Source organism: Streptosporangium sp. G12 (genome assembly GCF_052983175.1).
Window position 1 is genome coordinate 194,965 of the sequence record NZ_JBRIQO010000021.1, and the last position, 14,945, is coordinate 209,909.

Annotated in this window: 15 protein-coding genes; 9 read left to right on the top strand and 6 right to left on the bottom strand. The window is 68.8% G+C overall.

The features are described 5' to 3' along the window. Positions 1-72: 72 nt before the first annotated feature. From ACVCAG_RS30475 to ACVCAG_RS30505, 7 genes are all read left to right on the top strand, one after another. Positions 73-1,095, top strand: a complete 1,023-nt coding sequence (locus ACVCAG_RS30475) for a TrmB family transcriptional regulator (RefSeq protein WP_440089404.1) — start codon at positions 73-75, stop codon at positions 1,093-1,095. Positions 1,096-1,614: 519 nt separating this feature from the next. Then, positions 1,615-1,857 carry a hypothetical protein gene (locus ACVCAG_RS30480; RefSeq protein WP_447190864.1) on the top strand — a complete coding sequence of 81 codons (243 nt, stop codon included), beginning with the start codon at positions 1,615-1,617 and terminating at the stop codon, positions 1,855-1,857. A 430-nt stretch (positions 1,858-2,287) separates the two neighbouring features. Continuing rightward, positions 2,288-3,541: a hypothetical protein gene (locus ACVCAG_RS30485; protein WP_440089406.1), complete on the top strand. Its 1,254-nt coding sequence runs from the start codon at positions 2,288-2,290 to the stop codon at positions 3,539-3,541. Positions 3,542-3,645: 104 nt separating this feature from the next. Continuing rightward, positions 3,646-4,170, top strand: a complete 525-nt coding sequence (locus tag ACVCAG_RS30490) for a GNAT family N-acetyltransferase (RefSeq protein WP_440089408.1) — start codon at positions 3,646-3,648, stop codon at positions 4,168-4,170. Positions 4,171-4,398: 228 nt separating this feature from the next. Next, positions 4,399-5,019 carry a helix-turn-helix transcriptional regulator gene (locus ACVCAG_RS30495; RefSeq protein ID WP_440089410.1) on the top strand — a complete coding sequence of 207 codons (621 nt, stop codon included), beginning with the start codon at positions 4,399-4,401 and terminating at the stop codon, positions 5,017-5,019. A 26-nt stretch (positions 5,020-5,045) separates the two neighbouring features. Beyond that, on the top strand, positions 5,046-6,551 hold the full coding sequence (locus tag ACVCAG_RS30500) for an FAD-dependent monooxygenase (protein WP_447190865.1): 1,506 nt from the start codon (positions 5,046-5,048) through the stop codon (positions 6,549-6,551). Between the two features lie 425 nt (positions 6,552-6,976). Next, positions 6,977-7,459 carry a YcxB family protein gene (locus tag ACVCAG_RS30505; RefSeq protein ID WP_447190866.1) on the top strand — a complete coding sequence of 161 codons (483 nt, stop codon included), beginning with the start codon at positions 6,977-6,979 and terminating at the stop codon, positions 7,457-7,459. Between the two features lie 622 nt (positions 7,460-8,081). Here the strand turns inward: ACVCAG_RS30505 and ACVCAG_RS30510 are convergent. The 4 genes from ACVCAG_RS30510 to ACVCAG_RS30525 form a co-directional block, all read right to left on the bottom strand. Further along, positions 8,082-9,104 carry an RDD family protein gene (locus ACVCAG_RS30510; protein ID WP_440089414.1) on the bottom strand — a complete coding sequence of 341 codons (1,023 nt, stop codon included), beginning with the start codon at positions 9,102-9,104 and terminating at the stop codon, positions 8,082-8,084. Positions 9,105-9,255: 151 nt separating this feature from the next. Beyond that, complete coding sequence (locus ACVCAG_RS30515; protein WP_440089416.1) at positions 9,256-9,648, bottom strand: hypothetical protein; 393 nt, start codon at positions 9,646-9,648, stop codon at positions 9,256-9,258. Positions 9,649-9,763: 115 nt separating this feature from the next. Continuing rightward, complete coding sequence (locus ACVCAG_RS30520) at positions 9,764-10,087, bottom strand: response regulator transcription factor (protein WP_447190876.1); 324 nt, start codon at positions 10,085-10,087, stop codon at positions 9,764-9,766. Beyond that, a complete protein-coding gene (locus ACVCAG_RS30525) occupies positions 10,060-10,428 on the bottom strand; it encodes a hypothetical protein (protein ID WP_447190867.1) in 369 nt (122 codons plus the stop codon). The genes ACVCAG_RS30520 and ACVCAG_RS30525 overlap by 28 nt, the downstream gene beginning before the upstream one ends. A 272-nt stretch (positions 10,429-10,700) precedes the next feature. Here ACVCAG_RS30525 and ACVCAG_RS30530 point away from each other — a divergent pair, with 272 nt between their 5' ends. Continuing rightward, positions 10,701-11,132 (top strand): transcriptional repressor, encoded by a 432-nt coding sequence (locus tag ACVCAG_RS30530; protein ID WP_440089418.1) that lies wholly within the window; start codon positions 10,701-10,703, stop codon positions 11,130-11,132. Positions 11,133-11,147: 15 nt separating this feature from the next. Next, on the top strand, positions 11,148-13,418 hold the full coding sequence (katG, locus tag ACVCAG_RS30535) for a catalase/peroxidase HPI (protein ID WP_440089419.1): 2,271 nt from the start codon (positions 11,148-11,150) through the stop codon (positions 13,416-13,418). Between the two features lie 171 nt (positions 13,419-13,589). On the opposite strand, the gene ACVCAG_RS30540 is transcribed toward katG, so the two are convergent. After that, positions 13,590-14,036 carry a transposase gene (locus ACVCAG_RS30540; RefSeq protein ID WP_447190868.1) on the bottom strand — a complete coding sequence of 149 codons (447 nt, stop codon included), beginning with the start codon at positions 14,034-14,036 and terminating at the stop codon, positions 13,590-13,592. Between the two features lie 234 nt (positions 14,037-14,270). Continuing rightward, positions 14,271-14,945, bottom strand: a 675-nt coding sequence (locus ACVCAG_RS30545) for an Ig-like domain-containing protein (protein WP_440089421.1), incomplete at its 5' end; no start/stop codon positions are given.

The following is a 14,945-nucleotide window of genomic DNA, read 5'->3' on the forward strand; positions in this document are numbered from 1 at the left end:
TGCGAATTTTGGTGACAAGGTGGTTTCTGTGGCCTATTGCGGCAACTGCCGGAAGTGGCCAAGCTCGTAGGCATGCTTGATGACGGTCCGGCGCTGGAAGTGGTGGGGATCAGCGCGTTCGACGAGCGGATCTACCGTGAGGTGCTGGCCTGCCCCGGCATCACGGTGCAGGAGCTCGTCATGAGGAGCGGGGAGAGCTCGGGGCGCATCCAGGCGTCGCTGGGCAGACTTCGCGCCAAGGGCCTGATCAGCCGCCTGTGGGGACGGTCGCCCCGCTGGACGGCGACGAACCCCGGGACCGCCATCCGCTCGCTGGTACGCGGCATGCAGAGCAACCTGGACCGGCTCACCGACACGGCCGACCAGCTGGAGGAGACCTTCCGCACCGCCGGCCAGGACCTGGAGGAGGGCGGCCAGTTCGAGGTCCTGGCGGGGCCCGAGGAGCAGGCCCGATGGTACGTCCGGCTGCAGCAGGAGGCCAAGGAGGAGGTGCTGACCTTCGACCGGCCTCCGTACGTGCTGGACTATCACAACCCGGTGCAGACCGGCCTGCTCCGCAAGGGCGTTCGCTACCGGACCATCTACGTGCCCGAGGCGTTCGACCACGCGGGGGCACTCGACGAGGTGGGCAGCCTGGTCAAGGCGGGCGAGGAGGCGCGGGTCCTGCCCGAGCTGCCGTTCAAGATGGCGCTCGTCGACCGGCGGCAGGCGGTCATGCCGCTGCACATGGACCCGCCGCTGACACGCGGCGTGCTGATCAAGGGGTCCACCATGGTGGTGGCCCTGGTCGAGCTGTTCGAACGCCTGTGGCAGGAGGCGCTTCCGATCTACCCGCAGCCCGCGTCCCGTGACGGCGCTCCGGAACCGGCCGGCGGACCCGGCCACACCGACGAACAGGGGTGGGCGGAGCTCGACCCGGACGATCGCCGGCTCCTGGCGCTGCTCTCGGCCGGGCTCAAGGACGACGCCATCGCCCGCCAGCTCGGCACCAGCCCGCGCAGCCTCCGCCGCCGCCTGCGCCACCTCCTGGACGAGCTGAACGCCGAGACCCGCTTCCAGGCGGGCGCCCAGGCCAGCCGCCGCGGCCTCGTGTGACCTCTGGAACGGAGGTTTCCGAGTTTCCCGACTTCCGGGTTTCCGGGTGAGGGTCTTCGAACCGCGAGGGCCCGGCCACCGGGCCGTGCCCGCCCAGCTACCGGCGAGGCCTCTCGGGTTCGTGGGGCGCGCCGGTGAGCGCGTGCGCCTGGACAGGCTCGCCGTCGACGAGAACGAGATATCGATCCGAGCGGTCCTGCGCGCCTCGCTCCGCCCGCTGAGCGAACCGGTCCGCGCCATGTTCCGGCTGCTCGGGCTGCATCCCGGCCCCGAACCGTCACTGGCCGTCGCCGCGGTCCTGTCGGGCATGACGGCCGATGAGGCGCGAGAGCCGCTCGACCAGCTCGTGTCCGTCCACCTGCTCGCGCCCGTGTCCGGCGACCACTACGCGATGCACGACCTGACGCCTCCCCCAGGCCATGAGCCACTACCTGACCTCCCTGGAGGTCAGCGAGACGAGCTGTGGCGATCGGGACATCGCCCAGATCCTGGTCAGCATGAGCACGCTCCATTCACGACATGGGCGCGTGCGAGGAGGCGATATCGTGCGGGGAACGCGCCCTCTCTCTCCCCACCCGGACCGGTGACACCCTGCTGCGGGCGGAGGCGTACGAGGCGCTCGGCCTCGCCTCGCTGGAACGCGCCGGGGAGGCGGTGGCCCGCCTCGAGGCCGCCCTGGCGCTCTTCGAGGACCTCGGGCACCGCAAGGCCGGAGTGGTGCGCGACCACCTCGACCGGCTCGGTGCCGCCCCGCCGGGTTGACCGTCCTCCCGGGGCGGGGCTCCGGCGTCCCTCCCGGGGCGGGCACTCGACGTCGAGCGTAACCCCGACGCAGACCAAGGCCCTGTAACCCGTACACACGGGAGCACCCGTTCCCTTCGTGGGGGCGGGTGCTCTTTCTCGCGTCGGGACAGGGGCGGCGGGGAAACGGCACGACCGGTACACCGCCCGCAAGCGGTCGCCGCCGACCGGCAGGATGCCCGCGCGCGGGTCCGCGCGCCCAGATTCGGCCGGGCCCACCCGGTCGCCGGACGCCCTCCGAACAAGCAAGCGTGCGATTGGAATCAAGGCGATGCGCGATCCTCCAAGAAAACACGAGTCGGCCTCATAGAAATCTTGACGCCACTGGCGCAACATGTTGTGATCTAGGCAGTCGTTGTTCCATGGTCATTTAGTGGGAAATGGGGCAGTTGTGAGGGTTCTCCGGCGTGCGGCCGCGATGGTCGCGCTCCTGGTGGGCGCGGTCGGCGTCCAGGTCATCCAGGGCGGAGCGGCGCAGGCGGCTCTGCCCACCGCCGCCGTCGCGCTCGGCGACAGTTTCGTCAGCGGGGAGGGCGCGGGAGACTACCAACCCGTCGTCGACACCTCCGGGACGGCACAGGGCTTCCCCGGCTGGTCGGCGGCGAACAGCAACGCCTACTTCTGCCACCGGTCGGCGAACGCCTCGTTCTTCAAGGCGTCGTTCCCCGGCATTCAGGACCGCTTCAACCTCGCGTGTTCCGGCGGCCGGCCCGCCGACATCGCCAACGCCTCCAGCGCCCGCCCCAACGGCCGCTCCGTCGCCTCGCAGCTCGACCAGCTGCGCGCCGTCGCCCAGACCCACGACATCGACGTCGTCCTCATCGGCCTCGGCTCCAACAACAGCCAGTTCACCTTCGGCGACGTGGCCACGCTGTGCGCCAACCGCTTCATCGCCGACGCCTGGACCGGCTGGTGGGAGTTCTGGGCCTACCTGGGCGGCGACGTGCCGCAGGAGCCCTGCACCGTCTCGGACCTGGCCTCCGACGCCGAGGTGGCCGCCGCCACCACCGAGACCACCGCCGCCCTGCGCCAGATCCTCGACACCCTCGCCCAGGTCGACGCCGACGGCGTCCACCAGGTGGTCCTGCAGAACTACACCAACCCGCTGCCGCTCGACGTCGCCCCGGAGTACCGGGACGAGGACAACCGCACCGACACGCGCGACAAGTTCCGCGACCTCGGCGCCGAGCGGTACGCCGCCGGCTGCCCGATCCACCGCGCGAGCCTCGCCCCCGGGCACGTGTTCTCCCAGAACCTCGGCAACCTCGTCAGGAACGCCTACAACACGCTGGCGGCCGAGCGTCCGGCGGCCAACCTGCGCGTCCTGGACGTCCAGAAGGCCTTCGACGGGGCCCGGCTCTGCGAGAACCCCGGCAGCCCGGAGAACGCGCTCGCCACACCGGTCCGGATACAGGAGTCGCCGAACGGCAACTTCGTCACCAGCCTGTCCGGCTGGGACAAGATCCGCGTCCAGAAGGCGGCGAACACCTGCGGCACCTACTTCCAGACCTGTCAGGAGGCGTGGCACCCCAACGCCGCGGGCCACGTCGTCCTCGGCCAGTGCCTGACCGGCGCCCTCACCGCCGCACCCCGCACGGTCGTCACGTGCGCCCGTAACCCGAACGGCTCGCTGACCATCTCCTGACGTCTCCTCTCGACGCACGACGGCGCGCGCCCCTCCTCCGGGGCACGCGCCGTCCCGCGTTCCGCGACGACCGGCTCGGCCGATGCTCCCCATAGTGTGATCCCGTGACCAAGAACTTCGTGATCTTCCAGGCTTCCGTCGACCATGGGGATGTGCTGGGCGAGATCCACGCGGAGTCCTGGAAGGCGGCCTACGCGGGCTTCTTCGCCCCGGAGTTCTGCGCCGAGGCGGTGAGACACCGGCGCGGGAAGTGGCACGACGTGCTCGCCAAGGGGCAGGACACCGTCCTGCTCGCCGCGCTGGACGGGCGTCCGCTGAACTTCTCCTACTTCGGTTCCTCCCCGACGCGGCCGGGAGCGGCCGAGATCTTCGGCTTCTACGGCCACCCGGACGGCTGGGGCACCGGCAGCGCGGGCGCCCTGATGACCGCGACCCTGCGCAGGCTGCGCGAGACCGGCTTCAGCCGGGTGCACCTGTGGACGCTGCGCGATACGTCCCAGTCACGCCGCTTCTACGCCAAGAGCGGCTTCACCGAGTCGGGCGCGGTCCGCGGACACGACTTCGGTGACGGCAACCTGATCGACCAGGTCGAGTACGAGTTCGCCTTGACCGCGAGAACGCAGGAATGACCCCGCGGTAACGAACCCGTTCTCCGCCGAGTCCGCCTCGGCATGCCGGCCCGTCACGACACCTCGATGACCGGCCGGCTGTACTCGCCGCCGGCGACAGGGGCACACCGGAGCGGCACGGCCGCCAGGCACCTCCTCCCGTGGCCACCCTCCCCGATGCCGATTCCCGATCTTGACAAGTATCAGTCGGTGCCAAATACTCGGATCCGACTGATAGGAGGCGATCGATTGAGTACGACTGGTCGGCGCCCGGTGTCCAACTCGCTGGGGTTGGCGGTGCTGGGATTGCTGATGGAGTCGCCGGCGCACCCCCACGCCATGGCAGCCACGCTGCGGGAACGTGGCATGGACCGGGTGTTCAAGGTGACGACCGGCTCCCTGTACGACGTGGTCCGAGCGCTGGAACGCGCCGGATGGATCGAGACGCGGGAGACGGTCCGGGTCGGTGCCCGGCCGGAGCGCACCGTCTACCAGCACACCGCGCTGGGGCGTACGGAGTTCGTGCGCTGGGTGGACGAGCTGATCCGCGTCCCGGCCGACGAGTACCCGAAGTTCCTGTCGGCGGTCAGCTATCTCGGCGCGCTCGGGCCGGACGGCGCCGTGGCGGCGTTGCGGGAGCGGACCGGCCGGGTGCGCGCGTCGCTGGAGGAGGTCCGGCAGGGACACCGCGAGGTGTTGGAGGCCGGCGAGGTGCCGCGCCTGTTCGTGGTGGAGGCCGAGTACGCGGTGCGGATGCTGCAGGCCGAACTGGACTGGCTCGAGGAGATCACCGCCGATATCGAGACCGGCCGGTTGGCCTGGCCGGAACCCGTGACCGGCTGGGTCCGCACGAGTGGTGAGACCCGGTGAAGGAAATGTCGACGCGAGGAGGTTCGATGAAGGTCATGGTGGCCGGGGCGGGACCGGCCGGGTTGATGCTGGCGGCGGAGCTCGCACTGGCCGGGGTCGAGGTGACGGTGGTGGACCGGCTGCCGCGACGATCGCCGTTCTGCCGCGGCTTCACTCTCAACGCCCGCAGCCTGGAGCTACTGGACCGGCGCGGCATCGCCGACCGCTTCCTGGCCGAGGGCCCGGCCGTGCCCTACGGCATGTTCGCCGATCCGAGCCGGCCGCTGGACCTGACCGCCATGGACACCGATCACCCGTACGTGCTCGGCATCGCGCAGACCCGGGTCGAGGAACTCCTGGAGCAGTGGCTGGCCGAGCTGGGTGTGACGGTGTCCTGGGGACACGAGGTGACCGATCTCGCTCAGGACGGGGACGGTGCCGAGGTGACCGTCCGGGCCGGCGGCCGGCACCATCGCCGGCGGGTCGGCTATCTCGCCGGCTGCGACGGCAGCCGCAGCGTCGTGCGCAAGCTCGCCGGAATCGGCTTCCCCGGCACCGCGGCCACCACGTTCGGCCTGCTCGCCGACGTGGAACTGGCCGACCCCGCCGACCTGCCCTTCGGGATGACCGACGGCGAGCACGGCACGGTGTTCGTCATCCCGCGGCCCGGCTACGTACGAATCGTGCTCGACGAGCCGGCCCCGCCCGCCGACCGCGACGAGCCGGTGCGGCCGGCCTACTTCCAGCGGGTGCTGAACGAGGTGCTCGGCCGCCCGGTGGAGCTTCGCGACCCGCGCTGGCTCACCAGGTTCTCCGACTCGGCCCGGCAGGCGGACCGCTATGTCGCGGGACGGGTCGTGCTGGCCGGGGACGCCGCGCACATCCACCCGCCGGCGGGGGCGGTGGGGGTGAACGTGGCGTTGGCGGACGCCGTCAACCTCGGCTGGAAACTCGCCGCCACCGCGCTCGGCCACGCGCCGGACGGCCTGCTGGACAGCTACCACCGGGAGCGGCACGAGGTCGGGGCTCGCGTGCTGCGGACCACCCGCGCGCAGGCGATCCTCGGGCGACGCCTCCCGGAGCTCGGTCCGGTCCGGGAGCTGTTCGGCGAGCTCACCGGCCTGCCGCAGGTCGGTACCTACCTCGCCGAACTGGCCACCGGGGTGAGCACCCGGTACGACCCCAGGATCCCCGGCGAGCACCCGTGGCTGGGCAAGCTCGCGCCGAACCTGAAGCTGGCCATGGGCGAGAGACGCACCAGCGTCGCCGAACTGCTCCGGCCCGCGCGTCCGGTGTTCCTCCGATTCGGCGATCGCGTCCTGCCGACCGGCGCGGACGGCGCAGTGGACACCTACCACGTCCGCTGCCCCGAACACCCTGAGCTCGAGGAGCTGCTGCTCCGCCCCGACGGACACACCGCCTGGATCTCCACCACCACCGACCCGCAACCCACCGGCACCCTCGCCACCGCCCGGGCCACCTGGTTCGGTGTCCCGGCGCACTTCTCGCACGGCCCGGCCGAGCGGGCGAATTCCGGCCCCACCGTCACGTAAGGACGCGGGCACGAACCCCCGGGCGACCGGGGCCACCCGTGGTGTCCCGATCTTCGACGGGCCGATGCCGAGCAACGAGGCGCCGGACCGTCGATCGCCTCCAGCCTCGTACGGAAATCAGCCGCCCTCAGGCGATCATGAGGCCGATCTCATGGCATAACCTGCGAAGGCGGGCAAGTCGACGGGAAAAGGGAGCGGCGAAATGTACATGGGGATGACGGGCTGGTTCGCGCTGGCGGTCTTCTGGCTGATTGTCGGCCTTATTCTGTTCTTCATCATTTATGGAGCCGTGAGACTGGCTCTCAAGCATGACCGTCGAAGTCGAGGGCGCTGAAACGACGAAGAGCGGCCGACCCGGCAAGGCGGGGAAGGCCAGATTCTCTGCTGAGCCCTGAATGATGTGTCACCACACGAACAAAGGCAGCATGTTGGACTTCACGGTCAGATACGAGCCCACTCCCGATGAAGTGGCGCGAGCACTCGGACAGGGAATCAGGCAGCAACTCAAGATCGCCTATCTGGTGCTGCCGTCGGTCCTGATCGCGTCAGGGCTTGGCTGCGTTCTGATCGGCTCCACATCCACGGGCGTCGCCATGCTGGTGGGAGCGGTCGTCTTCCCGCTCGTGCTGACCTGGTCGATCCGACGTACCGGCAAGCGGCAGCTCGCCCACCTCTGCGTGCCGACCACCCTCCGGTTGACCAGCGACGGATACGAGTGCCGAACCGACCAGTCCGCCACCACGATGCGATGGTCGCTGTTCGGACGGATCGTCACCGGCCCCGAGTTCTGGCTGTTCTTCGTGAACAGGCAGTTCGCGGGCTTCCTCCCCAGGCGTGCTTTCAGCAGCGAGCAACAGACCGAGCTTGATGACTTCATAGCCTGTCGGCAGAACACGAGGATTTCCTGATCGCCGGTTTCCACCTCCTCTTTTCGCCCTCCTGGCGGGTTGCACAGCAGGCGCGGTTCGACCTTCCGATCCGTAGATCCTCGAACGGTCTCCAGGATCGTTCGGATCCGTCCGGCTCAGGTCGCAATCGCCTACTCGGGTAGCTTCCAAGATGGCTCCGCGGCACAAGGAGTGGGCTGGGGCGACGCTCAAGGTCAGGTCAGGGCGCTCCGGATGGTCACCTCCGTGAACGACCGTCGGCTCCGTTCGGCCGTCGCTTCTTCGAACCGCGGTGAGATCCTGCGACCGGACGCACCCGTGTGGAGCGGGCCGCGCTGATCGCTGGGCTCACCAAGTGATGGAGAGGTGATCGGTCGAGCCGGTCAGGGCGGGAAAGAGAAGGGGCTCGGGTCCTGGCCGTTCGGATCGGTTCAATCTGGACCAGCGGACCAGCGCGCTCAGCCGGTCTGTCTGGAACGGCGTGGTGCGGCGGTGAACCGCAACCCGAACCGGGTCGTCACTTCACAGACACGCGTACCCCATCCGCCTGCTCATTCAGTCTGCCGCCGCCCTGCCCGCAGGGAAGCGGGGCGGATCCGAGGTCAAGGTGAAGCGCCCTGCCGGAGGTCGGCTGCCGGTTCCGCTACGTCTGGGCCTGGACCTTCGAAACCGTCCGTATGACGTCGGTGTTCGTCCATCGGTCGTGAAGCGCCCGGCCTTCAGGGTCGAGAAGCGCCCACACCCCATCCACGATGAGAACGGCGGGCCCGGCGAACGGCACGAAGATCAGGAGCGGGAAGATCAGCGTGCGAAGAGCCGTCCTTCCCACCGCCGGCCGTACCGTTGTCCTCGTGGAGACGAGGCCGATGCGCAGCAGGCGCTTGCCTGGTGTCCGTCCCCACAGGCTGTGTTGCGCCCAGAAGTACAGAAACACGAGGAACAGGACGAGTAACGGTTCGGGATCTGCGTTGTCCAGCGACAGCCCCGCCTCGTTCAAGAGCCCGTAGCCCAGGTGGATGGAGGGGAAGAACTCGTCGACGCCGGTCAGCACCAGGATGGGTTGGACGACGAAGGTGAGGACCACAATGACGATCGCGTAATCGACCAGTAGCGCCACCGGCCGGCGCCAGGTGACACCGGCCGACGAGGCGACCTCCGGCTGTTTCGAGGTGGCACCGCTCATCGTCTGGGTGACGAGCAGGACGAGCGCGGCGGCGCCCAGGAGGCAGAGTTGGGTGCTTCCCCAACTGCTCATCACCGTGGCGAACCACTCGGCACTGAGGATGGGGATCGGACCGCCGCACTCCTCCGCCGAGGTGTAGAGGGGAGTCGCCGGTTTGATGACCGCGATCAGAACGAGAACGCCCGCCGTTCGCCGGCCCACGCTCCGTGGATCCCTGCGGCCCAGGCAGGCGAGAAATCCCCCCAGGACCAGCAGCGCGGGGATGGCCCATGCCTCCACGTTCTGCATGATCCCGTCGAGATCGCCTCGCAGGGGGTCCAGGGGCGATGTCTCCCACACCCCGGAGCTCATGCAGACGTGCGTCTCGACCGGACCGGAGTGAAGCCGAAAGTGCCACTCCTCCCAGGTCGGGAAGGCGGCGACGGCCGCGGCCACCATCCAGGTCGGCAATGCCGGTCTCGACAGCCGGGGGAAGTTCGACAAGGTGGTCCTTTCACAGGCTGCGGCACACCTTAGCGATCTTGGGACGACATGCGCCGATGACCGACCGGGATCAGTGGAGAGGTGTTCCGACCGGTGGAACCCAGGAGGCTCATACTCCTGACATCCTGCTTGCGAAACGGCAGTGGCCTGGTCAGGCCGTCCGAGCTTTCATGGCGCGCCAGCCGAAGGTGGCGGTGCCGGCCAGGAGCACCACCCCGGACAGCACGCCGCTGACGAACGGTACCCAGGCGACGGCGGCCGTCGACGCCAGGACAAGACCGGCGGCGCCGAGCAGGGTGAGAACCACACCGGGTACGGCGATGCCCCGGTCCTTCCAGACCGGCGCCAACGCGATGAAGTGCACACCGACCACGAACGCCACCCAGGCCACGTTGGTCTGCTCCGGACGTCCCCAGGCGGCGAACATCCGGATTCCGCCGAAGAGCGGGATCGCCTCAGCGACGACGATCAGGTGGCCACGGCCGAACATGTTCCGGTGCGGGCCTGCGGTGGGCTGCTCCTTCCGGGCTGTGGCGGACCACATGGCGATGACGCTCGCGGCCCCCGGACAGGCGCGGCCACCCGCAGGAAGTTCACGGTCACGGTGTTCAGCGGGCTTTGCGCGTTGACGACGAAGACCGCGCCGACCAGTAATCCAGTCATCCGTTGCATGACCTCATTGAAATCGTGCCGGATTCCGCCCACATGGGGGCCAGGGCGAGGATGAGGTCCGCCTGGCACCACCGCGCCGCTCCGCGCAGATACGCGAGCACCGCCGGCACCCGCCGGTTGTCGTCCTGAGTCACGGGCGGCTCGAGCTTGACGAACACGCCGGCCACATGCTTGCCGACGGCCGCCTCCATGATCGACAACGCGCGGGCGACAGCGCTGTCGGAGCGCCCTTCGGCGAGCAGAGCGAGCACCTCGCGCTCGCGCGGGGTCAGCCGGTGTCGGCTCAGTGGCCTCCATGGCCCCTGGCCCAGGTCTGTTCGAACAGGTCGATGAGGATGGTGATCAGACTCTGCTGCCTGATCACCAGGGCGCCCGGCGAATAAGCCACGGGGATGATCCGGACGAACGCCGCTGTGCGCTCGAAGACGAGCACCTGCTGGATCGGCTCGTCGACGACCCGGTGCCAGTCACCGACGGCATGCGGTTCCCTGACCCGGGCCGCCTTACGAGGATCGTCCAACACGCGCGCGTGAACGATCGTGCGCATCGTCATGCCGCGCCGCAGGGCGTCGAGCACGCTGCGCCTGCTCTTCTGCTCCTGGCGGCCCTTCTCCGGCGAGCCCACCGGATGCATGGCGCGCAGCTCGCCCACCGAGTGGGTGGCCTGCGCGATCTGCCGCCGGACGAGCTCATGGAGCGAGGCTCGACCGGCCCAGGCTTCACGACCTGCGCCATGCCTGTGCCTCGTTCCCGCTCACCTTGGGTGCCTCGCCTCGGGCCGTGACGAAGGCGCCGGGTCACAGCCGGATCGGGCTGATCATGAACACGTAGACGCATGTGCTCCCGGACATCGAAGGAGACCTACCAAGACTTGAACCAGTCAATATCTTAAATTATTCATGTTCATGAGGGTATGTTGGAGTCATGACCGCATCCCAGCCCCCGACCACCGCCGAGGAGCTGCGAGGTGCCGGCCTACGGGTGACGGCGGCCCGTGTCGCGCTGCTCGAAACCGTCCGAAACGGCGACCATCTCGGTGTCGAGGCGCTCACCTCGGGAGTGCGTGACCGTATCGGCCAGGTCTCCCTGCAAGCCGTGTACGAAGGCCTCCACGCGCTCACCACCGCGGGGCTCGTCCGCCGTATAGAACCGCCGGGCAGTCCCGCCCTGTTCGAGGGGCGGGTCGGCGACAATCACCACCACATCGTGTGCCGATCGTGCGGTGTCGTCGCCGACGTCGACTGTGCGATCGGTGAGGCGCCCTGCCTGACGGCGTCCAACGATCACGGCTTCGTGATCGACGAGGCCGAGATCATTTACTGGGGCGTGTGCCTCAACTGTTCCACCGCCAGCTGATCCGGAAGGATTTCCATGACCGAGAACCACGACGCGATCGTCAACGACACGAAGAGCGGGGGTGAAGCAGGCGGCTGTCCGATCGCTCACGACTCCGTGACCGCGCGTGGCAGCGAGAGCGAGAACCCGGCCATCGACTCGCCGACTCCGAAGACCGGCGGTCGTCCGCACACGAACCGGGACTGGTGGCCCAACCAGCTCGACCTCTCGCCATTGCGCGCGCACTCCTCCAGGAGCAACCCGCTGGCAGAGGACTTCAGCTACGCCAAGGAGCTCGAGCAGCTCGACGTCGAGGCCCTCAAGCAGGACATCATCGAGGTGCTCACCACCTCGCAGGACTGGTGGCCGGCCGACTTCGGCCACTACGGCGGCCTGATGATCCGGATGAGCTGGCACGCCGCGGGCACCTACCGCATCCACGACGGTCGCGGCGGGGCCGGCGACGGCTCCCAGCGTTTCGCCCCGCTCAACAGCTGGCCCGACAACGCCAACCTCGACAAGGCCCGCCGGTTGCTGTGGCCGGTCAAGCAGAAGTACGGCCAGAAGATCTCGTGGGCCGACCTGCTCGTGCTCGCCGGCAACGTCGCCCTGGAGTCCATGGGGTTCAAGACCTTCGGCTTCGGTTTCGGCCGCGAGGACATCTGGGAGCCGGAGGAGATCTTCTGGGGTCCGGAGGACGCCTGGCTCGGCGACGAGCGCTACGTCACCGAAAATGAGATGTCGCCGGACGTCGGCGCGACCGAGATGGGTCTCATCTACGTCAACCCGGAGGGTCCCCGCGGCAACGCGGACCCGGCCGCGGCGGCGTATTTCATCCGCGAGACCTTCGGACGGATGGCGATGAACGACGAGGAGACCGTCGCTCTCATCGCCGGCGGCCACACGTTCGGCAAGACCCACGGCGCCGGGAGCGCGGACGGCCACGTGGGGCCGGAGCCCGAGGGCGCGCCGCTGGAGTCGCAGGGGCTGGGCTGGCTGAGCACCTACGGCAGCGGCAAGGGCAAGGACACGATCACCAGCGGTCTCGAGGTGACGTGGACCGACGTGCCGACACAGTGGAGCAACCGTTTCTTCGAGATCCTCTTCGGCTACGAGTGGGAGCTCACCACGAGCCCCGGTGGCGCGAAGCAGTGGGTCGCGAAGGACGCCGAGGCGATCATCCCCGACGCCCACGACCCGTCGAAGAAGCACAAGCCGACGATGCTCACGACCGACCTGTCGCTGCGCGTCGACCCGGCGTACGAGAAGATCTCCCGTCGCTTCCTGGAGCACCCCGACGAGTTCGCGCTGGCCTTCGCCAAGGCCTGGTACAAGCTGCTGCACCGCGACATGGGTCCGGTCAGCCGCTTCCTCGGACCGTGGGTCGCCGAACCCCAGCTGTGGCAGGACCCGGTGCCGGCCGTCGATCACGAACTGGTGGGTGACGGCGACATCGCCTCCCTGAAGGCCAAGGTCCTGGAGTCCGGCCTCACGACCGCCCAGCTGGTCTCCACCGCCTGGGCCTCCGCCGCGAGTTTCCGGTCCACCGACAAGCGCGGCGGCGCCAACGGCGCCAGGCTCCGTCTGGAGCCGCAGCGGAGCTGGGAGGTCAACCAGCCCGAGCAGCTCGCGACGGTCCTGGAGACCCTCGAGGGCATCCAGCGTGAGTTCAACGAGGCCGGCGGCGCGAAGATCTCGCTTGCCGACCTGATCGTGCTGGCCGGCTCGGCCGCCGTCGAGAAGGCGGCGCGTGAGGCCGGCGTGACGGTGACGGTGCCGTTCCGCCCGGGCCGCACCGACGCCACCCAGGAGCAGACCGACGTCGAGTCCTTCCGGGTCCTCGAGCCCCGCGCCGACGGGTTCCGCAACTACCTGTCCTCCGGCGAGAAGACCCCGCCGGAGGTGCTGCTCGTCGACCGCGCCTACATGCTCAACCTGACCCCGCCCCAGATGACCGTCCTCATCGGCGGCCTGCGCTCTCTCGGGGCCAACGTCGGCGGTACCCGGCACGGCGTCCTCACCGACCGGCCCGGCGTGCTCACCAACGACTTCTTCACCAACCTGCTCTCCCCGGGCACCCGGTGGAAGGCATCGGAGTCCGAGGAGCACGTGTACGAGATCCGCGACGTGAGCACCGATGAGGTGAAGTGGACCGCCACCGCGGTCGACCTCGTCTTCGGCTCCAACTCCCAGCTCCGAGCCCTCGCGGAGGTCTACGCCAGCAAGGACGCCTCCGACAGGTTCGTGACCGACTTCGTCGCGGCCTGGACGAAGGTCATGGAACTCGACCGGTTCGACCTCGCCTGATCCGTTTCCACCCGACGAGCCCGGTCGAGCCACCACGCTCGACCGGGCTCGTTCGCTGGCGGACCCGGCCAGACCACGCGCGGGTCACGGGAGACGCGCGGCGAGCCATGGGCGCCACCGGAGGCGGTGAAATGCTGCGCGATCGCCGCATCCAGATCGGCACGCCGCCGCTCACGAGCGGTGACAGCGCGGTCTTTCCACTTGTAGAACCAGAATCGCGAGACTCCCAACGCCCGGCAGGAAGTGATGCGGCTGATGCCGTGCTCGGTCTTCCGGGGGCGGATGAAGGCCGCCGTGCTCACCGGCCCATCGCCTCGTTGACCCATACACCGAGCGCTTGAGGACATCCCGCTCCATCTCCAGCTCAGCGCGTTCCTTGGCCCACTCAGCCCGCTGCCTGCGCAGCCTGGCGAGTTCCTCCCGCTCCGATTCGGCCAGTTCCCCGCCGTTGGTGTCCTGCTCGCGGGCCAGCCGATCCATCTGCATCCAGTTGGCCAGCGTGCCCGCGTTGATGCCCAGATCCTTTGTGACCTGCGCGATCGGCTTTCCTGTCTCCCGCACGATGCGGACTCCGCCCGCCCGGAACTCCGGGTCGAACCTGCGTCTGCTCTCTCCCACGACCCGACCTTCTCCTTAGGCCAGGTCTCCACGCTAGGAGGGGAAGTCCAGCAAAGGTAGGTGGACCTGTGCAGCAAGGGTTGTGTTGCCTTGCTGCACAGGAGCTTTGGCATCTGTTCCGTTTCTGTCCGCGTGGCCCTCGGCCGGGTGTCGTGGTGATGGTCAAGGAGCTGAGCGGTCGCGGGTCAGCGATCGATCAATTTGCGGTGTACGCACCCGAGGTTGCGTCCGCCTTCACGGCGTTTGTGTTGTGGCTGGGCAGGCCGGTGTTTCGAATGTCACGCCGTCCAGAAGGTTGCCGGTCGCCGGGTTACCACCTGCGGTCGACACCGACTCGAAGGAGAACCGGGTGACGGTCTGTCCCGGCGGGACGACGTAGGTCCCGGTGTAGCGGCGCCAGGCGGTGTTGCCGTCGGTGATGTCGGGGGAGGTGGCTCCGGCGGGGGTCTGGGCCACGGCCGCACCGGGAGCGCCGATGAGCACGTGCATCACGTCCGTGCCCGCGACGCCCCGGTGATACAGCGACCAGGTCATGACCGTTCCGGGAACGGTGGGCAGGTCCTGATACAGCGTGGAGAACTGGTTGGCGTTGAGTTCGGCGAACTGCTGCCCATCAGCTGATGGGACCCCGGTGTAGCCGGTACGCCAGAACTCCACCAGGCGGTCGCCGGCAGTGGTCTGCCAGCCGATACTCGGGTTGATCGAGGCATCGGGGAGCATCTGGAACCCGGTCACAGGTGGCGCCTCGAAGCTGCCGTTGACCAGGCGGATGGGCGTATCGGTGCAGGGGATGGTGACGGTGACGGTGGCAGTGGCAGTCCCGCAAGCAGTAGTGATGGTGTAGGTGAAGGTGTCGGTGCCGACGAAGCCCGGAGCGGGGGTGTAGACCACGTTGGTGCCGGAGATGGT